We start from the raw sequence: 25,468 nt of genomic DNA on the forward strand, positions 1-25,468 counted from the left end.
CGGTCGGTTGCCCGCGCCGTGGGAGCCGGGGCCGCCGGCGGCGCCGGGGCCGCCCCCGGGAGCGGGCCGGCTGGCGGGACCGGGGCGGCCGCCTGCCGCGGGTGCACCCGGGCCGGGACGAGCCGCGGGACCACCGGATGCGGGGTTACCCGCGCGGTGGTTTCCCATCCCGGGGTTGCCCGAGGCGGAGCCGGGGTGACCCGGCGCACCGCCGAAGTTGCCGCCCCCGGGGCCGCCAGGACCGGAGCCACTGGGCCCGGAGCCGGGGTTGGCCGGAAGCGCGGGTCGCGAGCCGCCCGGGCCCTTGCCGCGGGTGTGCAGGGCGGCGAGCTTGCTGCCGCCGGGGCCGGGCGCACCCGAGCCGCCCCGGGGTTCACGCTGGAGCGAGGCGCTCGCCATGCCGCCGTTGCCGCCGGGGGCACCGCCGCCGCCGTTGCCGCCGGGACCACCCGGTGCTCCGGGCGCGCCGGGGGTGGTCGGCTTGGCCTTGGCGCCTTGGCTGACCTCGACGGGGAGCATGACGAGGGCCGTCGTGCCGCCCGACTCGGAGGGGCGGAGCTGGATGCGGATGTTGTGCCGCAGGGAGAGCCGGCCGACCACGAAGAGACCCATGCGGCGGGAGACGGACACGTCCACCGTCGGCGGGTTGGCGAGCCGGTCGTTGATCGCCGCCAGGTCCTCGGGGGACAGGCCGATACCGGTGTCGTGGATCTCCACCAGCACCCGGCCGTCGGGCAGGGCGTGGCCGGTGACCTTGACCTTGGTCTGCGGCGAGGAGAACGAGGTGGCGTTCTCCAGCAGCTCGGCGAGCAGGTGCACGAGGTCGTTGACGACGCGTCCGGCGACCTGGGTGGCGGGCACGGCGCTCAGCTCGATGCGCTCGTACTGCTCCACCTCGGAGGCCGCGGCGCGGAGCACGTCGACGAGCGGGACGGGGCGCGTCCACCGGCGGCCCGGCTCCTCACCTGCGAGGACGAGGAGGTTCTCGCCGTTCCGGCGCATGCGGGTGGCGAGGTGGTCGAGCTTGAACAGCGAGGAGAGCTGGTCCGGGTCGGCCTCGCGGGACTCCAGTTCGGAGATGAGGGAGAGCTGCCGCTGGATGAGGCCCTGGCTGCGCCGCGAGAGGTTGGTGAACATCGCGTTGACGTTGCCCCGCAGCATGGCCTGGTCGCCGGCGAGCCGGACGGCCTCGCGGTGGACGTCGTCGAAGGCCGCGGCCACCTGGCCGATCTCGTCGCGGCTGTGCACACCGACGGACTCGACGGTGGTGTCGACGTCCTGCGGGTCGGCCTCGGAGAGTTCGCGGACCAGTTCGGGCAGCCGCTTGCGGGCGACGTCCTGGGCCGTGTCCTGGAGCCGGCGCAGGGAGCGGACCATGGAGCGGGCGACGACGAACGCGCCGACCAGCGAGATGCCGAGCACGAGCAGGATCACGGCACCGTTGATGAGGGCGTCCTGCTGGGCCTCGGCGCGCAGTTCGCGGGCCTGGTCGTCCATCTCGTCGAGCAGGGTCTGCTCGATGCGCTTCATCGCGTCGATCTTCGTCCGGTCCTGGTCGTACCAGTCCATGTACGAGCGCGTCTCGGACGTGATGCCGTGGGGCCGCTTGAAGACGCGGTCCGCGTACTCGTTGGCCGAGGTGATGTTGTGGTCGCCGCCGTTCAGCGGCGTCATCAGCTCGGCGGCCTCCTCGGGGCCGTAGATGACGTTGAAGCGGTTGAGGAACGCCGTCTCGTTCTCGTTGGCCGAGCGGCCGTAGCGACGGTCGTTCTCGGACAGCTGCGGCCCGTCGGGGTGGGCGAGCCCGGCGCTGATGACCGCGCGCTGGATGGAGGCGTACTCCTTGGCGGTGGAGAAGGCGGCCAGCGCGCGGGTGCTCTGGATCATCTCCGGGTTGCTCGTGGCCTGGGCCATGTCCTGCGAGAGGGCGAGCAGGGAGTCGATCAGGCCGTTGTACTCGCTGACCGTGTCACCGACGGCCTTCGGGTCGTCGTAGGCCCGGTCCCGGATGTTCTTGATCGTGTTGAGCTGGCGGCCGATGTCGATGATCGTCGCCTGGACACCGGTGAGGTGGTTGTCATTGTCCTCGGTGAGGGCCTCGGCGGCGTCGTTGAACGCCTTCCGGGCGCGGTCGGTGGCCTCCCGCGGGCCGACGACGGTGTCGTCCTTGGCGTTGCCGTGGGCGGTCAGCGGACCGGCCGAGCGGTCGCGTTCCTCCTGGAGGGCGATGGCGAGCTGGGTCGCCTGCTCGGTCATCTCGGTGAGCAGCCGCATGTTCTCCAGCTGCTCGACCTCGCTGGTGGCGTCCGCGATGCGGATGCCGCCGAGCACCGTCGCCGCGGCGACGGGGAGGGCGAGCAGCGAGACCAGACGGGTGCTGATGCGCCAGTTCTTCAGGGCCAGGCGGGAGCCGGCGCCCTTGGGCGCCTTGGGCGCGGAGCCGGAAGGTTCGCCGCTCTCCGCGGCACCCGACGCCGGTGCGGCTGCCGAGGGTTTGGCCGGCGACCGGCCGTCCATGCCGTCCGGTGCGACGGTGCCGGAACCGCCGTCCTGCGCGCGCTGAGGGGCGGAGCCGCGGTCACCTGCACCGCGCAGCTCCGGGTCCCCCGCAGCGCTGCCATCCCTCTTGAAACGTCCCTGCACTAGCGTCGCAACCTCTGGACCAGGCGTCTTCCCGGGTTCGGGAAGACGGTATCGAGTCGGTGGACCGCATGGTCCGCCCGACGGTCGTGAGCGACCGACGCGAGTCCGCACCCGCCGCGCGGCGCTGAGCGCCCCCTGCGCGCCGGCTGAAGCCCTACGGCGGTCCGTGAGATTCCAGCACAGTGCCCGATCTCCCAACAAGGGCCACGGATCACCCCGAGTACGCAATGACGGTGTGCAGTAATTCCGTCACTGATTGCGAAATTCGCGACACGTAATTTTGGACTTTTCCCCACGAGGCGGTCAGACACGCCCACCGCGCCGCTCGTCGCAGCCGGAAGTGGAACGTGGCGGTCTATCCGTTTTCGGCGCTTTCATCACCCCTACCCCTTGGACTTCTTTGTCTGGTTTGTCGCTCAATGGGTGAGCAAAATCACAAGCCTCGGGGTGACTGTAACGACCATCTGACGGGCAGATCGTTTTACTCTCGTGATTTGCACACCGACCAGTAACCGCGTCCGGACCACGAAGAGGCACAGTCACCGTGAAGACGACCCTGAGCATGCGTAGCGTCGCCAACCCCCAGCGCACCACGCTGGCACACCTCACGGATGCCGAAGAGCTCCTGCCGGAAGGCCACGACCACGGCACCGAGCTGCCCGAGGCGACGGCCAACCCCCGGCGCACGACGCTGATGGATGCGCCCCAGCGCTGACCCCGGGCGTCGGGGCGTGGCGCTGGACGGGTGCGCCGGCCGGGGGCGAAGCCCCGGACGGCGCACCGGAGCCACAGGACGCGCCCCGGCCTCCGCAGGCCGTCACACGCGATGAGGCCCGCACCGGTCGGTGCGGGCCTCATCGCGTGTGACGGCGTCTCAGAGCTGCCAGCTGTGCGGGGCACGGAACCCCGGCGTGCGCTCCAGCCGCCGCCAGCGGGCGGCCGTACGCGTCGGCCGGTGTCCGGCGGCGGAGTGGGTCGTGCCGCTCCCGGCGGCCCGGGCCAGCAGGATCGCGGTGACGGCGGCTACTTCCTCGTCGCTCGCGCGCCCCTTCTCGACGCGGACCAGGCTGGTGGCTTCGGTGGTGCTCACAGGGCTTCTCCCTCTCACTGCGGCAGGGTCACTGCGGCGGATTGCCGTGCTTGCGGGACGGCAGGTCGGCGTGCTTGGTGCGGAGCATGGCGAGCGAACGGACCAGGACCTCCCGGGTCTCGGCCGGGTCGATGACGTCGTCGACCAGTCCGCGCTCCGCGGCGTAGTACGGGTGCATGAGCTCGGTCTTGTACTCCTTGACCATGCGGGCGCGCATGGCCTCGGGGTCGTCGGCCTCGGCGATCTGCCGGCGGAAGATCACCCCGGCGGCTCCCTCGGCGCCCATGACGGCGATCTCGTTCGTCGGCCAGGCGTAGGTGAGGTCGGCTCCGATGGACTGGCTGTCCATGACGATGTAGGCGCCGCCGTAGGCCTTCCGCAGGACGACCGAGACCCGCGGGACGGTCGCGTTGCAGTAGGCGTACAGGAGCTTGGCGCCGTGGCGGATGATGCCGCCGTGCTCCTGGTCGACGCCGGGCAGGAAGCCGGGCACGTCCAGCAGGGTGACGATCGGGATGTTGAAGGCGTCGCACATCTGCACGAACCGCGCGGCCTTCTCCGAGGAGTGGATGTCCAGCACCCCGGCCAGGTTCTGCGGCTGGTTCGCCACGATGCCCACGACCTGCCCGTCGAGGCGGGTCAGGGCGCAGATGATGTTCTCGGCCCAGCGCTCGTGGACCTCCAGGTACTCGCCGTCGTCGACGAGCTCCTCGATCACCTTCCGCATGTCGTAGGGCCGGTTGCCGTCCGCGGGGACGAGGTCCAGCAGTGACTCGCACCGCCGGTCCGCCGGGTCCTCGGTGACGACGCCGGGCGGGTTCTCGCGGTTGTTCTGGGGGAGGAGGGAGAGGAGGTAGCGGACCTCCTCCAGGCAGGTCTCCTCGTCGTCGTAGGCGAAGTGCGACACCCCCGACGTGCCGGCGTGGACGTCCGCACCGCCCAGCCCGTTCTGCGTGATGTCCTCACCCGTGACCGCCTTGACCACGTCCGGCCCCGTGATGAACATCTGCGAGGTGTCCCGCACCATGAACACGAAGTCCGTCAACGCCGGCGAGTAGGCGGCACCGCCCGCGCACGGCCCCAGCATCACCGAGATCTGCGGGATCACCCCCGAGGCCCGCGTGTTGCGCTGGAAGATCCCCCCATAACCGGCCAGCGCCGTCACGCCCTCCTGGATCCGCGCCCCCGCACCGTCGTTCAGCGACACCAACGGCGCACCCGCCGCGATCGCCATATCCATGATCTTGTGAATCTTCGTCGCATGCGCCTCACCCAGCGCCCCACCGAAGATCCGGAAATCATGCGCGTAGACGAACACCGTCCGCCCGTGCACCGTCCCCCACCCCGTCACCACACCATCGGTGTACGGACGCTTCGCCTCCAGCCCGAACCCCGAGGCACGATGCCGCCGCAACGGTTCCACCTCACGGAACGACCCCTCATCCAGCAACAACGTGATCCGTTCCCGCGCCGTCAGCTTCCCCTTCGCGTGCTGCGCCTCGGTCGCCCGCTCGCTGGGGCCGCGGTGGGCCTGCTCACGGAGGGCGTGCAGTTCGGCGGTGCGGCCACGCGCGTCCGTCGCGTTCACGGCGGCGGCCTCCGGGGCCTGGGAGAGATCGGTCATGTATAGACCCTACGAAACCGGGGGCGCTATCCCCGTCGTTGGATTCGTACAGTCTCCGCCGGATATTCATGGCCGCGCTGGACAGAACCCCCCTGTCACGAGGGAGCTCCAGCGGTGATGCCACAGAAGCGAGTGGCGCCGCACTGTAGGGGTTCCACAGTGCGGCGCCACTCGCTGGTTACCCGCGGTTCGCCGGGCGTTGTCCAGGCAGCACAATCGCAGGTCAGGGCGCGAAGCGGGGCGTGGCGTCAGGCCGCGACGGCCGGCTCCGGGTCGGGGGCGACGGCGGGCGCCGGTGCGGCGGGCCGGGAGAACGGCCAGAACAGGACGGCGGCGACGGCGGCCGACAGCAGGAAGCTGAAGTCCAGTCCGCCGAGGGTGTCCACCAGCGGGCCGGTGTAGAGCGGGGTGTCCACGGCGAACAGCCCCACCACGGAACCGGCCGCCCAGGCACCGGTGGCCAGCGGGTTCCAGCCGCCGCGGTACCAGTAGGCACCACCGTGCGCCCGCCGGTTGAGGACCTGCAGCGCCTCGCTGTCGTACTCGCCCCGGCAGCGCACGTACCCGATCAGCACGATGACGGCCCAGGGCGTGCCCACCGCCGTCAGCAGCAGGACGAACGAGGTCATGGCGTCCTGCGCGGCCCAGGCGAAGTGGCCGAGGTAGACGAGCGCGGTCGAGACCACGGCCACGGCGTAGGTGGCCCGCTGCCGGGTGGTGCGCGGGACGATGGCGTCCAGGTCCAGACCCATGGAGTAGAGCATCAGCCCGGCGTTGCCGACCGAACCGGCCGAGGCGGCCAGCAGCAGCGGAGCCAGGAACCAGACGGGCGCGCCGGCGACCAGCGGGCCCGCGTAGTCGGCGCCCGCCCCCACCGCCAGGGCGGTGAAGGTGCCGAAGAGCTGCGGGATCAGCAGGCCGGCGACCAGGCCGAGGCAGGTGGCCAGCCACACACCGCGGGAGGAGTGGCGCTTCGGGGAAATGTAGCGGGTGTAGTCGCCCAGCAACAGGATGAAGGCAACCGGACCGCTCAGCCCGGCGGCGACGACCGCGAGCACCCAGGTGGGCCAGAAGCCGTCCAGCAGGTAGGGGGTGTCGGCGACCGGCGCGGTGGTGAAGTCGGGGGCGTAGGCGAACAGCCCGAGCACCAGCAGGGCGGTCATGCCGATGGCCAGGATCTTGCTCACCCGCAACAGCAGCTTGTAGCCGTACAGCGCGCCGAAGGCCGTACAGGCGGCGAGCAGCGCGTAGACGACGGCGTATCCGGTCGAGCTCTCCGGCAGTCCGAACATCCGGTGCAGGCAGGCGACCATCGCCTCACCGCCGACCCAGAGCGTCAGTGCCGAGTACCCGAGGGAGAGCAGCAGCCCGATCGTCGACCCGACGAGTCGGCCGCGCACGCCGAACTGGGCGCCACTGGACGTGGACAGGTTGGTGGCCGTGCGCAGGGAGACGAGGGCGAGCGGTGCGATCAGCAGCGTGCCGACGATCGTCCCCAGCACGAGCGCGGAGACGGAGGGCCAGAAGCCGAGGCCGAAGGAGACCGGCAGCCAGCCGAAGATGACCACGCCAAGTGCCAGGTTCGAGCCGATGAGGAAGCTGACCAGGTCGCGCGGGCGACTGGTGCGGTCCTTCTCGGGAATGGTGTCGACGCCGTACTGCTCGATCTCCATGCGCGGATCTCCTGGGGACGTGGCGGTTACTTATGAGTTCACATATTTAGAGCACTGCTCTAACCAGACATGCGTTTCAATGTGAGGCGCCACGTGGCCCAGGTCAAGACTTTCTGCGAAACTCGCGATAACGTTTAGAGTGACACTCAAACACCAGGGTCCTTGAGGACCCAGTCCCGACCCGGAGCCCGTCGAGCGGGCCCCCGGTTCGGGACCGACACGCCACGACGAGCAGGAGGTGCCGGGTGCGGCTCACCCCGACGGAACGCGACCGGCTGCTGTTGTTCAGCGCCGCCGAGCTGGCCAGGGCACGCCGCTCCCGCGGCCTGCGGCTGAACGTCCCCGAGGCGACGGCGCTCATCGCCGACACCGTCTGCGAGGCCGCCCGCGACGGCGCCCGTCTCGCGGAGGCGATCGCCGCCGCCCAGGCGGTGCTCGGCCCCGACGACGTGCTGCCCGGCGTGGCCGAGGTGATCACCGAGGTCAACGTCGAGGCGGTGTTCGAGGACGGCTCACGGCTCGCAGTGGTACCCGAGCCGATCGGTGCCGCGACGGTGGACGGACCGGGCGCGGTACTGCCAGGGCCCGCATCCGCGGAGCCCGAGCCGGAGGTGACGCTGACGGTGCGGAACACCGCGTCCGTCCCCGTCAGCGTCACCTCTCACTTCCACTTCTTCGAGGCCAACCCCCGGCTCGACTTCGACCGCGCCGCCGCCTACGGCATGCGTCTCGCCGTCCCGGCCGGCTCCTCCCTGCGCTTCGGCCCCGGCGAGAGCGTGCGCGCCCCGCTCGTGCCGATCGGCGGCGCACGCGTCGCGATCGGCTTCGCCGGGCTGGTCGACGGCCCGCTGGACGCCCCCGGCGCCCGCGAAGAGGCCCTGCGCCGCGCCGCCGCCTGCGGCTACCTGGGCACGTCCGCGTCACGGGAAGGCCCCCAGGACGGCCCGCACACCACGCCCTCCGGTCCGCGGACGGCACGGGGCACGACCACCGATGGGAGCGAAGGATGACGATCGACCCGCACGAGTACGCCTCGGTCCACGGCCCCCGGGCCGGCGACCGGGTCCGCCTCGGCGACTCGGGCCTCGTCGTCCGCGTCGAGTCCGACTCCCAGAAGCCCGGCGACGAGTTCCTGGCCGGGTTCGGCAAGACCGCCCGCGACGGACTGCACCTGAAGGCCGCCGCCGTCCGCGAGACCTGCGACGTCGTCATCAGCAACGTGCTGGTCATCGACGCCGTGCAGGGCATCCGCAAGGTGTCCGTCGGCATCCGCGAGGGCCGCATCCACGCGATCGGGCGCGCCGGCAACCCGGACACGCTCGACGGCGTCGACGTCGTCGTCGGCACCGGGACGACCATCGTCTCCGGCGAGGGCATGATCGCCACCGCGGGCGCCGTGGACACCCACGTCCACCTGCTCGCCCCCCGCGTCATGGAGGCCTCCCTGGCCTCCGGCGTCACCACGATCATCGGCCAGGAGTTCGGCCCGGTGTGGGGCGTCGGGGTCAACTCCCCCTGGGCCCTGGGCCACGCGTTCAGCGCCTTCGACGCCTGGCCGGTCAACATCGGCTTCCTCGGCCGCGGCTCCTCCTCCCACCCCGCCCCGCTCGTCGAGGCCCTCGCCGAGGGCGGCGCCTGCGGGTTCAAGGTGCACGAGGACATGGGCGCCCACCGGCGCGCCCTGGACACCGCCCTGCGCGTAGCCGAGGAACACGACGTGCAGGTTGCCCTGCACAGCGACGGGCTCAACGAGTGCCTCGCCGTCGAGGACACCCTCGCCGTGCTCGACGGCCGCACCATCCACGCCTTCCACATCGAGGGCTGCGGCGGCGGACACGTCCCCAACGTGCTCAAGATGGCCGGGGTGCCCAACGTCATCGGCTCCTCCACCAACCCGACCCTCCCCTTCGGACGGGACGCCGTCGGCGAGCACTACGGCATGATCGTCTCCGTCCACGACCTCAAGACGGACCTCCCCGGCGACGCCGCCATGGCCCGCGACCGCATCCGGGCGGGAACCATGGGCGCGGAAGACGTCCTCCACGACCTCGGCGCCATCGGCATCACCTCCTCCGACGCGCTCGGCATGGGCCGCGCCGGCGAGACCATCCGCCGCACCTTCCAGATGGCCGCCAAGCTCAAGCACGAACTGGGGCCCATGGAGGGCGACGGCGAGGGCGACGACAACGCCCGCGTGCTGCGCTACATCGCCAAGCTCACCCTCAACCCCGCCATCGCCCACGGGCTCTCCCACGAGATCGGCTCCATCGAGGTGGGCAAGATGGCCGACATCGTGCTCTGGCACCCCGCCTACTTCGGCGCCAAGCCGCAGCTCGTCCTCAAGTCCGGCTTCCCCGCCTACGGCGTCACCGGCGACCCCAACGCCGCCACCGACACCTGCGAACCGCTCGTGCTAGGCCCGCAGTTCGGCTCCCACGGGGCCACCCCCGCGGAGATCTCCGTCGCCTTCGTCGCCCAGGCCGCCCTCGCCGAAGGGCGCGACACCCTGCCCACGCGCCGCCGCCGCGTCGCCGTCCGCGGCACCCGCGGCATCGGCCCGGCCGACCTCGTCCACAACGCCCGCATCGGGCACGTGAACGTCAACGAGCGCACCGGTCTCGTCACCCTCGACGGGGAACCGCTGAGCTCCGAGCCGGCCGAGAGCGTGTCACTCAACCGCCTCTACTTCCTCTGAGCTCCCTTAACTCCCCTCCACCGGGACTCCCCGACTCCCCTCGCCTCCCGCCGACCGAGCCGACCCCGCGGCCCGCAGTCCGGGCCGCCGCTTCCCGCGAAGGACACCCACCATGCCGACCCCTGCCGCGCACGGTTTCCACATGCCGCCCGAATGGGCGCCCCACGACCGCACCTGGATGGCCTGGCCCGGCCCGAACCCGACCTTCGACACCGAGGAGTCGCTGGCCGAGGCACGCACCGCCTGGGCCGACGTGGCCCGGGCCGTCAGCCGGTTCGAGCCCGTGACCGTCGTCGCCTCCCCCGACCAGGCCACCGTGGCCTCCCTCCAGCTCGGCCCGGAGATCACCGTCGTCGAACAGCAGGTCGACGACGCGTGGATGCGCGACATCGGCCCCACGTTCGTCACCGACGGCCGCCGGCTCGCCGCCGTGGACTGGATCTTCAACGGCTGGGGAGCCCAGCCCTGGGCCCGCTGGGAACACGACGCGAAGGCCGGGGCCCACGTCGCCTCGCTCGCCGACGCCCGGACCTACGCCTCCCTCCTCGTCAACGAGGGCGGCGGCATCCACGTCGACGGTGAGGGCACCGTCCTGCTCACCGAAACCGTCCAGCTCGACCCCGGCCGCAACCCCGGCTGGACCGCCGAGCAGGTCGAGCGGGAGGTCCACGACCACCTGGGCACCACCAAGGCCATCTGGCTTCCACGCGGACTCACCGCCGACTACGGCCAGTTCGGCACCCGCGGCCACGTGGACCTGGTGGCCGCGTTCGTCGCCCCCGGCGTCGTCGTCGCCCATGTGCAGCCCGACCCGTCCCACCCCGACCACACGCTCTGCCAGGAGACGGTCAAGCTGCTGCGCGCCTCCACCGACGCCAAGGGCCGCCCGCTGGAGGTCGTCGAACTCCCCGCACCGACGGTCACCGAGGTGGACGGCGAGCTGGTCGACTACTCCTACGTGAACCACTACCTGTGCAACGACGGCGTCGTCCTGTGCGGCTTCGACGACCCGATGGACGAGCACAACGCGGACATCTTCCGCCGTCTCTTCCCCGACCGTACGGTCACCCTCGTCGACGCACGTACGATTTTCGCAGCGGGCGGCGGCATCCACTGCATCACGCAGCAGCAGCCGCGCGTCGCGGCCTAGGGACCAGGGCCGCGACGAGCCGAGAGAGCACCAACCGCGGCCCCGGACGGCCCGGGGCCGCGGCACACAAGCGCACAGGGAGTGGGAACGTGGCAGGTCGGGCGGACGCCGGCAAAGGGACGACGACACGCGAGAGCCGTTCCCGCAGGCCCGCCCAGCCACGCGAACGCCTGCTGGCCGCGGCCATGGACACCATCGCCGAGCTCGGCCTCGAACGGCTCACCATGGCCGGGCTCGGCCGCCAGGTCGGCATGAGCAGCGGCCACCTCCTGTACTACTTCAAGACCAAGGACGAGCTGCTGCTCCAGACCCTCCAGTGGAGCGAGGAGCGGCTCGGCGTCGAACGCCGCGCCGCCCTCGCCCGCCAGGTCCCCGCCCGGCAGCGCCTCGACCACCTCGTCGACCTCTACCTCCCCGACGGGCCGCGCGACCCGGCCTGGGCCCTGTGGCTGGAGGTGTGGAACCGCTCCCAGAACGCCGACGACGAGGTGCGCACCCGCCAGCTCGAACTGGAGCTCGCCTGGCACCGCGACCTCGTCGCCCTGCTGGTCGAGGGCATGGCCCGCGGCGAGTTCCGGACCGTCGACGCCGACCGCTTCGCCACCCGTTCCCGCGCCCTCCTCGACGGGCTCGCCGTCCACCTCGTCGTCGGTCTGCCCGGCATGGACCGGCAGACGGTGCTCGGCCACATCCACGACTACTTCGACGACTCGCTCATGGCCGAGCCCGCCTCCGGGCGCCCGTCCACCGACGGCTGAGCTACTCCATCGGCTCGACGCCGGCCCGCAGCAGCCCGTAGGTGTAGGCGTCGTCCAGAGCCTGCCAGGACGCGGCGATGACGTTGTCCGCCACGCCCACCGTGGACCACTCACCGGTTCCGTCCGTCGTGGAGATCAGCACCCGCGTCGTCGACTCCGTGCCGTGCGTGCCCGCCAGGATGCGCACCTTGTAATCCACCAGTTCCAGCCGGGCCAGCTCCGGGTAGACGCTCTCCAGCGCCACGCGCAGCGCCCGGTCCAGCGCGTTGACGGGACCGTTGCCCTCGCCCGTCGCCACGGCCCGCTCCCCCTTGGCCCACAGCCGCACCGTCGCCTCGTTGGCGTGGGTGCCGTCCGGGCGGTCCTCGACGATGGCCCGCCACGACTCCACCCGGAAGAACCGCGGCGCGCCGCGCCCCTCCGCGTCGTCCCGCGCGGCACGGTGCACCTCGTCGCGCAGCAGCAGCTCGAAGCTCGCGTCCGCGGCCTCGTAGGTGTAGCCCCGCAGCTCCTGCTCCTTGACCCGCGCCACGACCCGGCCCACCAGGTCCCGGTCACCGGCCAGGTCGTAGCCCAGCTCCTTGCCCTTGAGCTCGACGGAGGCCCGCCCCGCCATGTCCGAGACGAGCATGCGCATGGAGTTGCCCACGGCGTCCGGGTCGATGTGCTGGTACAGGTCCGGATCGACCTTGATCGCGGACGCGTGCAGCCCCGCCTTGTGCGCGAACGCCGACACCCCCACGTACGGCTCGTGCGTCGACGGCGTCAGGTTCACCACCTCGGCGATGGCGTGCGAGATGCGCGTCATCTCCGGCAGCGCCTCGGGCGGGACGACCGTCCTGCCGTACTTGAGCTGGAGCGCGGCGACGACCGGGAAGAGGTTGGCGTTGCCCACCCGCTCCCCGTACCCGTTGGCCGTGCACTGGACGTGCGTGGCCCCGCCGTCCACCGCCGCCAGTGTGTTGGCCACCGCGCACCCGGTGTCGTCCTGCGCGTGGATGCCCAGCCGCGCGCCCGTGTCCGCCGCGACGGTCCGCACCACGGCCTGCACCTGCGCGGGCAGCATGCCGCCGTTCGTGTCACACAGCACGACGACGTCCGCCCCGGCCTCGTGCGCGGCCCGCACGACCCGCTTCGCGTACCGCGGGTTCGCCTGGTAGCCGTCGAAGAAGTGCTCACAGTCCACGAACACCCGGCAGCCGCGCTCCCGCAGGTAGGCCACGGTGTCCGCGACCATCTCCAGGTTCTCCTCCAGCGTGGTGCGCAGCGCCAGCTCCACATGGCGGTCGTGGGACTTGGCCACGATCGTCACCACCGGCGCACCGGAGTCGGCCAACGCCCGCACCTGCGGATCGTCGGCCGCCGCCACCCCCGCCCTGCGGGTCGCCCCGAACGCGACGAGCTGCGCGTTGCGGAGGTCGAGCTCGGTGCGGGCCCGCTCGAAGAACTCGGTGTCCCGCGGGTTCGCCCCCGGCCACCCGCCCTCGATGAACCCCACGCCGAACTCGTCCAGGTGCCGGGCGATGGTCAGCTTGTCGGAGACGGAGAGGTTGATGCCCTCACGCTGGGCACCGTCCCGCAGCGTCGTGTCGAAGACGTGGAACGAATCGTCGGGGGCTGCCGTGGTCATGGTGGGTTCGACTCCTACGTGAAACGAGTGGGACCGGTAGTTCTGTCTGACACAGCTCCACTTGTCCCCATCATCCCCCGCGCCCCGGATTCCTCCGGTGCGGGTGGACCGGAAGGTGCCGGATAACGAAAAAACCCCTCGCGGGTGCGAGAGGTCGGCGCGCGGGTCTGGGACACGGTGTCCACTGCCGCCATCGGGTTACCTGCGGTTCAGCGGTCACTGCGGACCGGCGCGCTGTCACCAATCATCATGGCGAACGAGAGCACGCCAGCAGTCAACCACACCGACCCGCCGCGACGGTCGCCGTCTCAGCATCCGGGATTCCGTGTCCACCCCGGGCCCCTGCCCTGATCTGAGTATCCGTACTCAGGCACGCGCTCACACTCGGTACGCAGAATGTCCCTTACCGCAACGGACGCAGACCAGCGCGCGGCTGTCCAGCCGCGCGAGGAGGGGACCACTCACCGTGCGAGAGCCCAGTTCAGCCATCTGGACCCTGGTCCAGGAGAGCGAGCCCCGAGGCTCGGCCACCGAGGTGCACACGTCGTTGGCGTCGGCGGACGGCTCGTGGAACAGCACCGCGGGGCCGAACGGCGGCGGGCCGAGCCTCAGGTCGGCCACCAAGCTGTGGACCACGGCCGCGGAGGGGGTCGGCTCCCTGCGCGACAACCTCCGCACGGGCATCACCAGGCTCGACGAGGGCCAGAAAGGCATGAGCGCGGGCGACAGGACGGCGACGGGCCTCCTGACCGGCTCAGCCCAGGCGACCGTCCACGACTCCTGGGACCGCTACCTGGACCTGATCAAGCGCGAGGCCGACGAACTCGGCGACAAGCTCACCAAGGCGGGCAACGACCACTACAAGAACGAGGAGGCCACCGCCGCCGCGTTCCGCCAGCAGCAGACGAAGCCGGAGGAGCCCGGCCCGGGCAGCGGCCCTCATCCCCTGACGGCCCCGTTCTCCTGGAGTGAGGCACTCCCATGGTGACGCTCGCAACGCTCCGCGCCGTGAACCCGGACGAGTTCGAGGAGGCGGCGGACGGCTACCACGCGGTGAGCAACGCGGCCAGCACGGCCAAGGACCGTCTGGCCAACGAGATCATCGCCCGCACGATGCCCGCGCCCGGCGGAGGCGGGGACGCCACCGGCCTAGTCGGCGAAGCCGCGTCCGCGGCCCGGCGCCGCCTGGAGCGCCTCGGGGAGAACCTCCACTACACCCAGGTCGAGTGCGGGCTCGTCCGCGCCACACTGAACGGCTTCGCGGCCGATCTAAGGGCGGCCAAGAAGAAGCTCGACGCCGCCCTGGACGACGCCGCGTCCGCCGGCCTCACCGTAAACAGCGACGGCTCGGTCACGTTCCCGGCGGCAGGAGAGAAGGTCGACGGCAAGACCCCCGAGGGCGGCACGGCGGTCTCCTACGAGGACGCGGCGGCGAACGGGCTCGCCGACCAGGCCGCCCATCTCGACCCGAACCCCAAGCACGCCGTGGCCAAGGACTGTGCCGACCGCATCGCGCAGGCCCTCAAGGAGGCGACCGAGGCCGACCAGACCTGGGCTCCCAAGCTCCGCGAGCTCAAGGCGCAGAACGACCTCACCGTCAGCTCCGCGGACTGGGCGGACGTCCACGGTGACCAGGAAGCCGTCCAGGAGGTCGCCGGCGCCTACCTCGACCCGAAGGACATCCCCGAGGGCAAGTCCCCCAAGGAGAACGCCGCCTGGTGGAACGGCCTCACCCCGGATGAGAAGGCCGACTACACGGCCCTCTACCCCGCCTCCATCGGCGCCCTCGACGGCATCCCCTCCGACGTCCGCGACGAGGCCAACCGCGCCGTCCTCGCCCAGACCAGGGGCGATTACGAGACCCGACTCACGGCCATCCCGCCAACGCCCGCGCTCTATGCCCAGCCTGGACAGTCCGAGCAGACGGACTGGCGGGAGCGAGCGGCCAAGGTCCAGGAGTGGGAGGACAAGTACGGCGATGAGCACGAAAGGCTGACCAAAGCTCTGAAGGGCATGGAAGCAATTGAGGACCGCTTCGACTCCACCGGAGTCCAGGGGCTCCCTGAAGCGTATCTTCTCAAGTTCATCCCTGAAGCAGACGGCCGTGTCGTCATCGCCAACGGCAACCCGGATACAGCCGATCACACCGCCGTTTACGTTCCAGGAACAGGGTCCGAACTGAGCAAAGTGGAAGGCGACATCAAGCGCGTCAACAGCCTTTGGGGTGCCTCAGCACCAATGGCTTCCGGAGAAAACGTCTCCACCATCATGTGGATGGACTACGATGCGCCGGACTCCGTAGTGAAGGACGCCCCATTCTCGCATTACGCTCACGACGGGTCCGAGGGGTTCGCGAAATTCATGAATGGCGTACACGAGTCAAACACAACGGACTCAGGTGGACATTACACGACGGTCGGGCACTCCTATGGCACCACGCTCATCGGAGCGACAGCACGTCTACACGATCTGCAGGCAGACGACATCGTCTTGGCGGGGAGCCCCGGCGTCGAAGTGGGCAAGGCGTCCGAAATGGACGTACCGAAGGGTCACGTATGGAACCAGGAGGCGGAGGGTGACGCCGTCCCTGACATCGGCCGGTGGAGTCATGGCGGCGAGCAGTGGGAATACGAGGGTGGCGTCCGCATCGTCCCAAGTGACGAGATCTTCGGCGCCAACCAAATGTCCACCGACACCCACGGGCACAGCGATTACTGGAAAGAGGACTCCGAGAGCCTGCTGAACCAGGCAGCCGTTGTGACCGGAAATTATGACAGGGTCACTCTTGAAGAATAACCAGAACCTCCGCACCCCCCTGTGGGTACCCTTGCTCGCGATAGTTCTCACGGGATGTGGCTTCATGGAAAAGGAATCTGCAAGCGAACCGGCCGAAATCCGCGCCGTATCAGAGGTACGGTCCGATACACAAGACGTGTCCAGTGAAATCCTGAACATCATCGCGTTGACAGGTGAGGTCTCGGAGCCAGGCCCGGGCGTTGGTGCCTGCCCGGGGGACGATACGGATTCGGATCAACACTTCATGATGCGGCACACGTGGAGCATCTCCAGCAACGACGAGGGCGGTCTCGCCACGTCCATGGAGTCCCTACGTGACGAACTCCCCGAAAAGGGGTGGGAGATTGTGAGTTACGGCCCGAACAAAAGCCGTGCCCGCACCCTGACGTTGGTCGCAGACCACCCTGCGCGCCAATTCGGCATCAATATCCAGCTCTGGGAGAAGCGCAAGGAAGATGCCACACCGATGATTCTCGTCAGCGTGGCATCTGCGTGTTACCAGGTGCCAGCCGGCCAGACAGTCGAGCACTACTGATGCGAGCGGCACGTTGGGGGGCTCGCGGCGCGAGCCCCCCAAACGACGTAGCCGTCAGGCCAGGCGGTGCATCCAGGCGTGGGGGTCGGGGCGGCGGCCCGACTGGAGGGCCAGGAGGGACTCGCGCAGCTTCATCGTGATCGGCCCGGGCTCGCCGTCCCCGACGGTCCAGTTGCCGCGGGCCGACTTCACGGACCCGACCGGCGTGATGACGGCCGCCGTGCCGCAGGCGAAGACCTCGGTGATCGCGCCGCTCGCGTTGCCCTCGCGCCACTCCTCGGTGGAGATGCGGCGCTCCTCGGTGCCGTAGCCCATGTCGGCGGCGATGGCCAGCAGGGAGTCCCGGGTGATGCCGGGCAGCAGGGTGCCGGTGAGCTCGGGGGTGACGACCTTGGCATCGTCACCGCTGCCGAGCACGAAGTACAGGTTCATGCCGCCCATCTCCTCGATGTAGCGGCGCTCGATGGCGTCGAGCCACACGACCTGGTCGCAGCCCTGGGCCGCGGCCTCGGCCTGGGCGACCAGGGAGGCGGCGTAGTTGCCACCCGTCTTGGCCTCGCCCATGCCGCCGGGGGCCGCGCGCACGTACTCCTCGGAGAGCCAGACCGAGACCGGCTTGACGCCCTGCGGGAAGTACGGGCCGGCCGGGGAGGCGATGACGACGAAGAGGTACTCGTCCGCGGGCCGGACGCCGAGGCCGACCTCGCTGGCGAACATGAACGGCCGCAGGTAGAGGGACTCCTCGCCGACGCCCGGCACCCAGTCCACATCCTGCTGGACCAGCAGGTCGCAGGCCTCGATGAACGTCTCGACGGGCAGCTCCGGCATGGCCAGGCGGCGGGCGGAGCGCTGGAAGCGCAGCGCGTTGGCCTCGGGACGGAAGGTGGCGACCGTGCCGTCGGCCTGGCGGTAGGCCTTGAGCCCCTCGAAGATCGTCTGCGCGTAGTGCAGTGTCATGTTCGCCGGGTCGATCTGGAACGGCGCGTACGGCTCCAGCCGGGCGTCGTGCCAGCCGCGGCCCTCGGTCCACCGGATGGTGACCATGTGGTCGGTGAAGTGCCGACCGAAGCCCGGGGCTGCCAGCACCTTGTCACGCTCCGCGGCCGACAGCGGGTGGGCGGAGGGCTTGAGACCGAATTCGATTCGGGGCGTCGTCATGAGCGCGTCCTTCACTGTGGTGGTGTGGCGGACCGCGCGCACATACGTGGACGTCCTAGCTTCTCCTGACGCGGCGGCCCCACGTCCGATTATCGCGCGTGGGGTGCCGCGTCAGGGAAACGGGTGTGCGGCGGCCCTGGGTGAGATGGTCGCACCCGGCCGCCGCGAGGCACAGCGACCGGACGCGGAGTCCGGCACGCTGGGCAGCGGGAGCCGGACTCAGCCGGCTACTCGTGCGGCGAGCGCGTCGCCGATCTCGTCGGTGGAGCGCGCCGCGGCACCCTCGCGCTCGGCGAGGTCCGCGGTGACGGCGTTCTCGACGCGGGCGGCCTCGGCCTCGTAGCCGAGGTGGCGCAGCAGCAGGGCCACGGAGAGGACCGTGGCGGTGGGGTCGGCCTTGCCGCTGCCGGCGATGTCCGGAGCGGAGCCGTGCACCGGCTCGAACATCGAGGGGAAGGCACCCGTCGGGTTGACGTTGCCCGAGGCGGCCAGGCCGATACCGCCGGTGACGGCGGCGGCGAGGTCGGTGATGATGTCGCCGAAGAGGTTGTCGGTGACGATGACGTCGAACCGCGCGGGGTCGTTGACCAGGAAGATCGTCGCCGCGTCGACGTGCAGATAGTCGGTGGTGACGTCCGGGTACTCCTGGCCGACGCGCTCGAAGACGCGCGTCCACAGGGAACCGGCGTGCACGAGGACGTTGTTCTTGTGCACGAGGGTCAGCTTCTTGCGCGCACGCGCCTGGGCGCGGGCGTAGGCGTCCCGCACGACGCGCTCGACGCCGTAGGCGGTGTTGACGCTGACCTCGGTGGCGACCTCGGCGGGCGTGCCCGTCCGCAGGCTGCCGCCGTTGCCCGTGTAGGGGCCCTCGGTGCCCTCGCGGACGACGACGAAGTCGATGTCCGGGTGCCCGGCCAGCGGCGTGGCGGTGCCGGGGAACAGCTTCGAGGGGCGCAGGTTCACGAAGTGGTCGAAGGCGAAGCGCAGCTTGAGCAGCAGCCCCCGCTCCAGCACGCCCGACGGCACGCTCGGGTCGCCGACGGCGCCGAGCAGGATCGCGTCGTGCTGTCCCAGCTGCTCCAGCTCGTCATCCGGGAGCGTCTCCCCCGTCGCGTGCCAGCGGGCCGCGCCGAGGTCGTACTTCCTGCTCTCCAGCTTGACGTCCTGCGGGAGGACGGCGGTGAGGACCTTCAGGCCCTGGGCCACGACCTCCGGGCCGATGCCGTCGCCGGGAATCACTGCGAGATTGATGCTTCGCGCCATGCGTCGGACCCTACTCCCGTCCCATGCTTCGACCAGGCTTCGTCCACCATACGGACGGTGTGGTGGCGGTGGGGGCTCCACCGCCACCCGAACCATCCCTGCCGCGGCTCAGTGGCCGGTGGCTCCGCCGTTGTCACGACGGTCCAGCGCACGCTGGAGCGCGGCTGCGGCGTTCTTACGGGCGGGGTCGGTGGTGCGGGCGGCACGGCGGGTGCGGCGGCGGGTGTTGGCGTCCATGATCAAGGCTCCTTCAGGCAGGCGGACCCCGAGAAGGGAAAAACGGAAACGCCGGAGAGGGGGCGGGGGCCTCCGCGCGGCAGGGGTGACCTGCGTCGAGCACGGTGCCTCATCCGCCGTTCGCTGATGGAGCGAGATGTTCGGCTGCTCCTACGGTACGAGCGATCGCCTGTGATGTCTCGCCAAATAGTTTGCCTTCCTACTATCTGAGACGAACACCACTCCCCCGCGGTATCACGGCAGGTCAGCAGGGGTTACTGAGTGTTCTGGGACGGGTGCGACACGAGTGCCTGCCGAAGCTCGTCCAGTCCCCTGATGCACAAGATCCCGTCCGGGGCCTCCCGGCCCAGCCGGTCGAGCCACACCCCGGCGAGCCCCGCGTCCAGGGCACCCAGCGCGTCCGTCGTCAACTGGTCTCCCACATACACCACTTCGTGTGGCGGTAGCCCGAGGGCGGCGCAGGCGGCCCGGAACGCCCCGGGGTCCGGCTTGGCGCAGCCGATGTCGTCGGCGCAGACCAGTACCTCGAACCGGTCCCGGATCCCGAGCCTGCGCAGCTTGCGATCCTGGTTACGGGTGGAGGAGTTCGACAGCACTCCGTGCCGGTAGCCGTCCCGCAGCGCGTCCAGGGCGGGCAGGACGTCCGGGAACAGGCACCAGGCGGCCTCGTAGTGCACGACGTAGCGGTTGAACCAGGCGTCGGCCTCGGCGTCGGACAGCCCCGCGTTCCCGAGGAAGCCCCTGGCCCGCCCCCTGCGGTGCTCGTGGAACTCCAGCTCCCCGGCGAGAAACAGCGCGAACTGCTCCTCCATCACCTCCCGCCACCGCTCCAGCGCGGCCTCGGGCGAGGGATAGGCGTCCAGGAGCCCCTCCTCGGCGAGGTGCCTCAGCGCGCCGGCCCGGTCGGCCCCGGTGTAGTCGAAGAGGGTGTCGTCGACGTCCCACAGAATCGCCCGAATCGCCATGCGCCCAGCCTAAGGGTGAAGATCCGACCGCAGTGTCGGTTCCTCGTATACCCGGCTGCTCAGCGTGACCGCGTCGCTTGTGCGACGTGTACCCGCACGCCCAGACTTGAGGAGGAGGTGTCCCGTGACCGCTGTCGCCCCGGAAGCGCCGATGACGTGACGATCCCGGAGGGGCCCGCGAAGGGCTTCACGATCACCGAGGAGATCACCGGCCTCGCCCTGCGTACCACGTAGGGGCGCCTTACAGGGGTGCGTCCGGCCGGGAAACGTGGTCGGATGCCTGCTTGTGGATGCCATCGACTACGGACTCAGTGACCGGCGGGGACGGACGGTCTCACTCGAAGCAGTGACCGAGGACAACTGGCGGGCGGTCGCCGACGTCGCTCCGCGCGACGAGCAGCGCGCCTTCGTCGCGGCGCTGGGCGCCCGCTACCTGCTGCTGTCGATGCGCGAGGAAGCGTGGAACTCCCTGGCCGTCTGCACCGACGGCCACGTCGTCGGGCACGTCATGTGGGGCTTCGACCCGGCGGACGGTGCGCACTGGCTGGGCGGCCTGCTGATCGACGCGGACCACCAGGGACAGGGCATCGGACGGGCGGCCCTCCGGACGCTCATGCGGTGGTTGTCCGAGCAGCCCGACTGCCGCGAGCTGCGCCTCTCCTACCACCCGGCCAACCACGCCTCGGCCCGGCTGTACGCGTCGCTCGGCTTCACCCCGACCGGCGAGGTGGAGGACGACGAGATCGTCACCGCCCTCCCGGTCCGCACCGACGGCTGACGGACCCGGCCGCCTGGTCAGCGGCTCGCCGCCCGGCCCCCTTGCCGTCGGCCCGCACACTCGCCCTCAGACGGCGACCAGGTCGACGACATGGATCACAACATGGCGGTTGGAGACGCCATGGACGATCATTCCGCCGCTGAGGAACGCCGTCCGGCCGTTGTCCTGGTTGCTCTGTGCGCCGTTCCCGAAAGGATTGGCGCTAAGCTGCTTCTCCAGCCTTTCCAGCGCGCTGCGCTGTGGTGCCGGTGACGCCGCCTTGCGCTGCGCCACGCGCTCGGCGTAACGGATCGCGTCCGTGCTCATCGTTCACCCGCGCAGAAGGACAAGGGCACTCCGTCCGCGTCACAGGCGTTCCCCTCCGCGTCGCGGAACACCATGCCCGCGGTGTCACCCTGCCGCACCCGGCGGACGTCGTTCTCGACCTCGTCCAGGTAGCCCGGTGTCACACAGGCGCACGCGGCGGGGAACCAGCGATCGAGGGCCGCGTCCATCGCGGGTTGGTCGAGCTCCGCCGCCGCGCTGAGGAAGTCCTGCTCGAAGCCGTGCAGCCAGTCCGGGCGACGTTCCAGCGCCGCCCGGATCGCGGCGGGCGTCTTCTCACACGCTGTCGTGTCGGCTTCGCGGGCCACGGCGGCTCCTCGGGCGGGCACGAACGGTGCTGCCGACGCTGCGCGGGCGCGGAGCGGTGCCGGTTGGGGCGCACGGGAGTGCGGAAGCGAGTCCGGAGAAACGGGCGGGCCCGGCCCCGCGGTGCGGGGGCCGGGCCCGGGTGGGGCTGAGGAGGTCAGCCCATGTGCGGGTAGCGGTAGTCGGTCGGGGCGACCTGCGTCTCCTTGATGGAGCGCGGCGACATCCAGCGGAGCAGGTTGAACTTCGAGCCCGCCTTGTCGTTCGTGCCGGAGGCACGGGCGCCGCCGAAGGGCTGCTGGCCGACGATGGAGCCGGTGGGCCGGTCGTTGAGGTAGAAGTTGCCGGCCGCGAAGCGCAGCTTGTCCGAGGCCTTCGCGAGGACGGCCCGGTCCTTGGCGAGGACGGCACCGGTCAGGGCGTAGGCGGAGACGGACTCCATCTGCTCCAGCATCGCGTCGAACTTCTCGTCCTCGTAGACGTGGACGGCGATGATGGGCCCGAAGTACTCGGTCTTGAAGACGTCGTTCTCGGGGTCGGAGCAGGCGATGACGGTCGGGCGGACGAAGTAGCCCACCGAGTCGTCGTAGGTGCCGCCCGCGATGATCTCGCAGGACGGGTCGGCCTTGGCGGCGTCGATGGCGGCCTTGTTCTTGGCGAAGGCACGGTCGTCGATGACGGCGCCGATGAAGTTGGACAGGTCGGTGACGTCGCCCATCGTCAGGCCCTCGGTCTCCGCCGCCAGCTCGTCGCGCAGGCCGCCCTCCCACAGGGTGCGCGGGATGTAGGCCCGGGAGGCGGCGGAGCACTTCTGGCCCTGGTACTCGAAGGCGCCGCGGGTGATGGCGGTCTTCAGGATCGCCGGGTCGGCGGTGGGGTGGGCGACGATGAAGTCCTTGCCACCGGTCTCGCCGACGATGCGCGGGTACGAACGGTAGCCGGCGATGTTGTTGCCGACCTCGCGCCACAGGTGCTGGAAGGTGCCGGTGGAGCCGGTGAAGTGGATGCCGGCCAGCTCCGGGTGCGGCAGGGCGACCTCGGAGACGTCCTTGCCGTCACCGGTGACCAGGTTGATGACGCCCGGGGGCATCCCGGCCTCCTCCAGCAGCTCCATGAGCAGCACGGCGGAGTGGGTCTGGGTGGGCGAGGGCTTCCAGACGACGACGTTGCCCATCAGCGCGGGGGCGGTGGGCAGGTTGCCCGCGATGGCCGTGAAGTTGAACGGCGTGATCGCGTAGACGAAGCCCTCCAGCGGACGGTGGTCCAGCCGGTTCCACACGCCCTTGGGCTGGATCGGGGGCTGCTCGGTGAGCAGCTCGCGGGCGAAGTGCACGTTGAAGCGCCAGAAGTCGACCAGCTCGCAGGGTGCGTCGATCTCGGCCTGCTGGGCGGTCTTGGACTGGCCCAGCATGGTGGAGGCGGCGATCGTCTCGCGCCAGGGGCCGGCCAGCAGCTCGGCGGCCTTGAGGATGATGGCGGCGCGGTCGTCGAAGGACAGAGCGCGCCAGGCCGGGGCGGCGGCCAGGGCGGCGTCGACGGCGTCCTTGGCGTCCTGCCGGGTGGCGTTCGCGTAGGTGCCCAGCCGCTTGGCGTGGGCGTGCGGCTGGACGACGTCGAAGCGCTCGCCGCCGCCCATGCGCTTCTCCCCGTTGATCGTCATGGGGAGGTCGATCGGGTTCTCGGCCAGCTCCTTCAGCTTGCGCTCCAGGCGGGCCCGCTCAGGGCTGCCGGGGGCGTAGCCGTGCACCGGCTCGTTGTACGGGGCGGGGACCTGGGTCACAGCATCCATGGCTGGCATGTCTCCTTCGGGGTCGGGGAGAGGGACGGCAGTGGCGGTGAGCCGCCGGGTGGGCCCGCGCTCAGCCGCGGGTGGCGAGCGAGCGCAGGAAGAACGCGAGGTTGGCCGGCCGCTCGGCGAGACGCCGCATGAAGTAGCCGTACCAGTCGGTGCCGTACGGCACGTACACGCGCATCCGGTGGCCCGCGGCGACCAGGCGCTCCTGTTCGGCCTCGCGGATGCCGTAGAGCATCTGGAACTCGTACTCGTCCGGCTTGCGGCCGAAGCGGCGGGCGAGCTCCTGCGTGATGGCGACCATCCGCGGGTCGTGCGAGCCGATCATGGGGTAGCCCTGACCGGCCATGAGGATCTTCAAACAGCGTACATACGCCCGGTCGACGTCGTGCTTGTTCTGGTAGGCGACCTCGGCGGGCTCCTTGTAGGCGCCCTTCACCAGGCGCACCCGGGAGCCTTCCCCGGCCAGTGCGCGGCAGTCCTCCTCGGTGCGGAAGAGATAGGACTGGACGACGGCGCCGGTCTGCGGGAAGTCCTTGCGCAGCTCGGCGAGGATGGCGAGCGTGGAGTCCACGGTGGTGTGGTCCTCCATGTCCAGGGTCACCGTGGTCCCGGCCGCGGCCGCGGCCTCGACGACGGGGCGCACGTTCGCGTAGGCGATGTCGTGGCCGCCGGGCAGTGCCTGGCCGAACGCGGACAGTTTGACTGACATCTCGACGCGGTCGCCGAGGTCCTCCTCCTTGAGGACGTCGGCGAGGGCGAGGTAGGCGTCGCGGGCGCGGAGGGCCTCACTGGGGTCGGTGACGTCCTCGCCGAGGTGGTCGAGGGTCACCTCCAGCCCGCGACCGGTCAGGTCGCGGACGGCCCATGCGGCGTGCTCCAGGCGCTCTCCGGCCACGAAACGGTCCACGACGGGCCGGGTGAAGGGGGCGGCCGAGACGAGGCGGCGGATGCCGTCACTGCGCGCGGCGGCGAGAAGCACAGGACCCAGCAACGGGCACCTCCAACAAGACATTCTTTCAACGGCAGGGTGAGCCGCCGCAAAATCTAAGGATCGCGCCCGTGACGGGCCATCGACACCTGTCACGCTCGCGTGGCACGAATCTCAGACAGTTGTATGAGAATGGGGTGGGCGGGACGTCGGCGCCAGAGGCCGGCGCCGCAGGCTGCGAGGAGAGGGGCGGACCGGCGATGCGCGAGGACTACCAGGGCCTGATCGACGAGGTGTCGGCGCTGCTGGGCGCCCCCGCCACCCTGGAGGACCGCGACTTCACGCTGATCGCCTTCGGCGCCCACAGCACCGAGAGCGACGACGACCTCGTGCTCGACCCCGTCCGCACGCGGTCGATCATGCAGCGCCGCTCGTCGGCCGCCGTCCGGGCCTGGTTCGAGCGGTTCGGGATCACCCGGGCGCGTGGCCCGGTCCGGATCCCGCCCGATCCGGCCGCCGGGGTCGTCAAGGGGCGCATCTGCCTGCCCGTGCGGCACGGCGGCGTCGCGCACGGCTACATCTGGCTCCTGGACGACGGCACCCTGGAGCTCGACGACCCCCGGCTCACCGAGGCTCTCGCCACGGCCGACCGCATCGGGGCGCTCCTGGCGGCCGAGGCCCATGCCGGGGCCCGCCTCGGCGAGCTGCTGCACACCGCGCTCACCGGGCCGCCCGGTGAGCGCCTGGCCGCCGCGGAGGAGCTGCGCTCGGCGCTCGGCCCGGCGGCCGGGCGCCCACTGGCCGTCGTCGCCGTCACCCCGTGGCGCGCCGAGGGCGCCGGGCCCCCGGCCACCCGCCTCCCCCAGGTACCGGTGACGTGCCCGGTACGGCCCGGGGACGCCGTCGCCCCCGCCGAGGGGGCCCTGGCGGCCCTGGTCCGGCTGCACACGCCCGAGGGGCTCGACCCCGCCCGTAGCGCCGGTGAGCGGCTCCTGCGCTCGCCCCGCAGCGGCGCCCAGGACGGCACCGGCTCCGCCACGAGCGCCGGGGCGGGCCCGGGGCCGGTCGCCGGGCCCCGCACCGGGCCGGTCGCCACGGCCGGGGTCAGCGCCGGGCTGCC

At 70.9% G+C, this 25,468-nt stretch carries 23 protein-coding genes; 10 read left to right on the top strand and 13 right to left on the bottom strand.

Features of this window, described 5'->3' with window-relative positions:
* A partial coding sequence (locus HPT28_RS24165; protein ID WP_219093642.1) for a nitrate- and nitrite sensing domain-containing protein occupies positions 1–2,643 on the bottom strand: 2,643 nt, incomplete at its 3' end.
* 544 nt (positions 2,644–3,187) lie between these two features.
* On the opposite strand from HPT28_RS24165, the gene HPT28_RS24170 reads away from it, so the two are divergent.
* Complete coding sequence (locus tag HPT28_RS24170) at positions 3,188–3,358, top strand: hypothetical protein (protein WP_219093645.1); 171 nt, start codon at positions 3,188–3,190, stop codon at positions 3,356–3,358.
* Between the two features lie 159 nt (positions 3,359–3,517).
* Here the strand turns inward: HPT28_RS24170 and HPT28_RS24175 are convergent, their stop codons facing one another.
* The 3 genes from HPT28_RS24175 to HPT28_RS24185 all read right to left on the bottom strand — a co-directional run bounded on the left by HPT28_RS24175 (position 3,518) and on the right by HPT28_RS24185 (position 7,030).
* Positions 3,518–3,733, bottom strand: a complete 216-nt coding sequence (locus HPT28_RS24175; RefSeq protein ID WP_219093648.1) for an acyl-CoA carboxylase subunit epsilon — start codon at positions 3,731–3,733, stop codon at positions 3,518–3,520.
* 28 nt (positions 3,734–3,761) lie between these two features.
* A complete protein-coding gene (locus HPT28_RS24180; protein ID WP_219093651.1) occupies positions 3,762–5,357 on the bottom strand; it encodes an acyl-CoA carboxylase subunit beta in 1,596 nt (531 codons plus the stop codon).
* Positions 5,358–5,605: 248 nt separating this feature from the next.
* On the bottom strand, positions 5,606–7,030 hold the full coding sequence (locus HPT28_RS24185; RefSeq protein ID WP_219093654.1) for a cytosine permease: 1,425 nt from the start codon (positions 7,028–7,030) through the stop codon (positions 5,606–5,608).
* A gap of 245 nt (positions 7,031–7,275) precedes the next feature.
* On the opposite strand from HPT28_RS24185, the gene ureA reads away from it, so the two are divergent.
* From ureA to HPT28_RS24205, 4 genes are all read left to right on the top strand, one after another.
* A complete protein-coding gene (gene ureA, locus HPT28_RS24190; protein WP_219093657.1) occupies positions 7,276–8,040 on the top strand; it encodes an urease subunit gamma in 765 nt (254 codons plus the stop codon).
* Complete coding sequence (locus tag HPT28_RS24195; RefSeq protein ID WP_219093660.1) at positions 8,037–9,725, top strand: urease subunit alpha; 1,689 nt, start codon at positions 8,037–8,039, stop codon at positions 9,723–9,725. Before ureA ends, HPT28_RS24195 begins: the two co-directional genes overlap by 4 nt.
* 112 nt (positions 9,726–9,837) lie before the next feature.
* Positions 9,838–10,875, top strand: coding sequence for an agmatine/peptidylarginine deiminase (locus HPT28_RS24200; RefSeq protein ID WP_219093664.1), 1,038 nt, complete (start codon positions 9,838–9,840; stop codon positions 10,873–10,875).
* A 185-nt stretch (positions 10,876–11,060) separates the two neighbouring features.
* The gene (locus HPT28_RS24205; protein ID WP_219093699.1) at positions 11,061–11,633 is read left to right on the top strand and encodes a TetR/AcrR family transcriptional regulator; all 573 of its coding nucleotides are present in this window, start codon (positions 11,061–11,063) and stop codon (positions 11,631–11,633) included.
* A 1-nt stretch (position 11,634) separates the two neighbouring features.
* Here HPT28_RS24205 and cimA read toward each other — a convergent pair whose 3' ends face one another.
* Complete coding sequence (gene cimA / locus HPT28_RS24210; RefSeq protein WP_219093667.1) at positions 11,635–13,263, bottom strand: citramalate synthase; 1,629 nt, start codon at positions 13,261–13,263, stop codon at positions 11,635–11,637.
* Positions 13,264–13,729: 466 nt separating this feature from the next.
* Between cimA and HPT28_RS24215 the strand changes: the two genes are divergently transcribed.
* The 3 genes from HPT28_RS24215 to HPT28_RS24225 all read left to right on the top strand — a co-directional run bounded on the left by HPT28_RS24215 (position 13,730) and on the right by HPT28_RS24225 (position 16,594).
* The gene (locus HPT28_RS24215) at positions 13,730–14,251 is read left to right on the top strand and encodes a hypothetical protein (protein ID WP_219093670.1); all 522 of its coding nucleotides are present in this window, start codon (positions 13,730–13,732) and stop codon (positions 14,249–14,251) included.
* Entirely contained in the window at positions 14,245–16,059 is a 1,815-nt protein-coding gene (locus HPT28_RS24220) for an alpha/beta hydrolase (protein WP_257579350.1), read from the top strand. The genes HPT28_RS24215 and HPT28_RS24220 overlap by 7 nt, the downstream gene beginning before the upstream one ends.
* 64 nt (positions 16,060–16,123) lie before the next feature.
* Entirely contained in the window at positions 16,124–16,594 is a 471-nt protein-coding gene (locus HPT28_RS24225; protein WP_219093673.1) for a hypothetical protein, read from the top strand.
* 54 nt (positions 16,595–16,648) lie between these two features.
* On the opposite strand, the gene HPT28_RS24230 is transcribed toward HPT28_RS24225, so the two are convergent.
* The 4 genes from HPT28_RS24230 to HPT28_RS24240 all read right to left on the bottom strand — a co-directional run bounded on the left by HPT28_RS24230 (position 16,649) and on the right by HPT28_RS24240 (position 20,217).
* On the bottom strand, positions 16,649–17,752 hold the full coding sequence (locus HPT28_RS24230; RefSeq protein WP_219093676.1) for a branched-chain amino acid aminotransferase: 1,104 nt from the start codon (positions 17,750–17,752) through the stop codon (positions 16,649–16,651).
* Positions 17,753–17,971: 219 nt separating this feature from the next.
* Positions 17,972–19,015, bottom strand: coding sequence for a 3-isopropylmalate dehydrogenase (locus HPT28_RS24235; RefSeq protein ID WP_219093679.1), 1,044 nt, complete (start codon positions 19,013–19,015; stop codon positions 17,972–17,974).
* A 108-nt stretch (positions 19,016–19,123) separates the two neighbouring features.
* Positions 19,124–19,252, bottom strand: a complete 129-nt coding sequence (locus HPT28_RS27230) for a hypothetical protein (protein WP_257579351.1) — start codon at positions 19,250–19,252, stop codon at positions 19,124–19,126.
* 254 nt (positions 19,253–19,506) lie between these two features.
* A complete protein-coding gene (locus tag HPT28_RS24240; protein WP_219093682.1) occupies positions 19,507–20,217 on the bottom strand; it encodes an HAD family hydrolase in 711 nt (236 codons plus the stop codon).
* A 346-nt stretch (positions 20,218–20,563) separates the two neighbouring features.
* Here HPT28_RS24240 and HPT28_RS24245 point away from each other — a divergent pair, with 346 nt between their 5' ends.
* Entirely contained in the window at positions 20,564–20,995 is a 432-nt protein-coding gene (locus tag HPT28_RS24245; protein WP_374227012.1) for a GNAT family N-acetyltransferase, read from the top strand.
* 66 nt (positions 20,996–21,061) lie between these two features.
* Here HPT28_RS24245 and HPT28_RS24250 read toward each other — a convergent pair whose 3' ends face one another.
* The 4 genes from HPT28_RS24250 to HPT28_RS24265 form a co-directional block, all read right to left on the bottom strand.
* Positions 21,062–21,301 carry a hypothetical protein gene (locus HPT28_RS24250; protein ID WP_219093685.1) on the bottom strand — a complete coding sequence of 80 codons (240 nt, stop codon included), beginning with the start codon at positions 21,299–21,301 and terminating at the stop codon, positions 21,062–21,064.
* Positions 21,298–21,627 carry a hypothetical protein gene (locus HPT28_RS24255; protein WP_219093688.1) on the bottom strand — a complete coding sequence of 110 codons (330 nt, stop codon included), beginning with the start codon at positions 21,625–21,627 and terminating at the stop codon, positions 21,298–21,300. Before HPT28_RS24255 ends, HPT28_RS24250 begins: the two co-directional genes overlap by 4 nt.
* Before the next feature lie 155 nt (positions 21,628–21,782).
* Entirely contained in the window at positions 21,783–23,414 is a 1,632-nt protein-coding gene (gene pruA / locus HPT28_RS24260; RefSeq protein WP_219093691.1) for an L-glutamate gamma-semialdehyde dehydrogenase, read from the bottom strand.
* 70 nt (positions 23,415–23,484) lie between these two features.
* On the bottom strand, positions 23,485–24,411 hold the full coding sequence (locus tag HPT28_RS24265) for a proline dehydrogenase family protein (RefSeq protein ID WP_219093694.1): 927 nt from the start codon (positions 24,409–24,411) through the stop codon (positions 23,485–23,487).
* A 197-nt stretch (positions 24,412–24,608) separates the two neighbouring features.
* On the opposite strand from HPT28_RS24265, the gene HPT28_RS24270 reads away from it, so the two are divergent.
* The coding region (locus HPT28_RS24270) for a PucR family transcriptional regulator (RefSeq protein WP_219093696.1) at positions 24,609–25,468 on the top strand (860 nt) is incomplete at its 3' end.

The sequence above is a fragment of the Streptomyces sp. JJ38 genome (assembly GCF_019303475.1).
GTDB lineage: Bacteria > Actinomycetota > Actinomycetes > Streptomycetales > Streptomycetaceae > Streptomyces.

What these genes read in the sequence shown, in the direction of transcription:
- cimA (WP_219093667.1), bottom strand. Translation starts at nt 13,263, where the DNA reads ATGACCACGGCAGCCCCCGACGATTCGTTCCACGTCTTCGACACGACG.
- HPT28_RS24180 (WP_219093651.1), bottom strand. Translation starts at nt 5,357, where the DNA reads ATGACCGATCTCTCCCAGGCCCCGGAGGCCGCCGCCGTGAACGCGACG.
- HPT28_RS24185 (WP_219093654.1), bottom strand. Translation starts at nt 7,030, where the DNA reads ATGGAGATCGAGCAGTACGGCGTCGACACCATTCCCGAGAAGGACCGC.
- HPT28_RS27230 (WP_257579351.1), bottom strand. Translation starts at nt 19,252, where the DNA reads ATGGACGCCAACACCCGCCGCCGCACCCGCCGTGCCGCCCGCACCACC.
- HPT28_RS24235 (WP_219093679.1), bottom strand. Translation starts at nt 19,015, where the DNA reads ATGGCGCGAAGCATCAATCTCGCAGTGATTCCCGGCGACGGCATCGGC.
- HPT28_RS24220 (WP_257579350.1), top strand. Translation starts at nt 14,245, where the DNA reads ATGGTGACGCTCGCAACGCTCCGCGCCGTGAACCCGGACGAGTTCGAG.
- HPT28_RS24230 (WP_219093676.1), bottom strand. Translation starts at nt 17,752, where the DNA reads ATGACGACGCCCCGAATCGAATTCGGTCTCAAGCCCTCCGCCCACCCG.
- HPT28_RS24225 (WP_219093673.1), top strand. Translation starts at nt 16,124, where the DNA reads ATGGAAAAGGAATCTGCAAGCGAACCGGCCGAAATCCGCGCCGTATCA.
- HPT28_RS24240 (WP_219093682.1), bottom strand. Translation starts at nt 20,217, where the DNA reads ATGGCGATTCGGGCGATTCTGTGGGACGTCGACGACACCCTCTTCGAC.
- pruA (WP_219093691.1), bottom strand. Translation starts at nt 23,414, where the DNA reads ATGGATGCTGTGACCCAGGTCCCCGCCCCGTACAACGAGCCGGTGCAC.
- HPT28_RS24195 (WP_219093660.1), top strand. Translation starts at nt 8,037, where the DNA reads ATGACGATCGACCCGCACGAGTACGCCTCGGTCCACGGCCCCCGGGCC.
- HPT28_RS24205 (WP_219093699.1), top strand. Translation starts at nt 11,061, where the DNA reads ATGGACACCATCGCCGAGCTCGGCCTCGAACGGCTCACCATGGCCGGG.
- HPT28_RS24250 (WP_219093685.1), bottom strand. Translation starts at nt 21,301, where the DNA reads ATGAGCACGGACGCGATCCGTTACGCCGAGCGCGTGGCGCAGCGCAAG.
- HPT28_RS24200 (WP_219093664.1), top strand. Translation starts at nt 9,838, where the DNA reads ATGCCGACCCCTGCCGCGCACGGTTTCCACATGCCGCCCGAATGGGCG.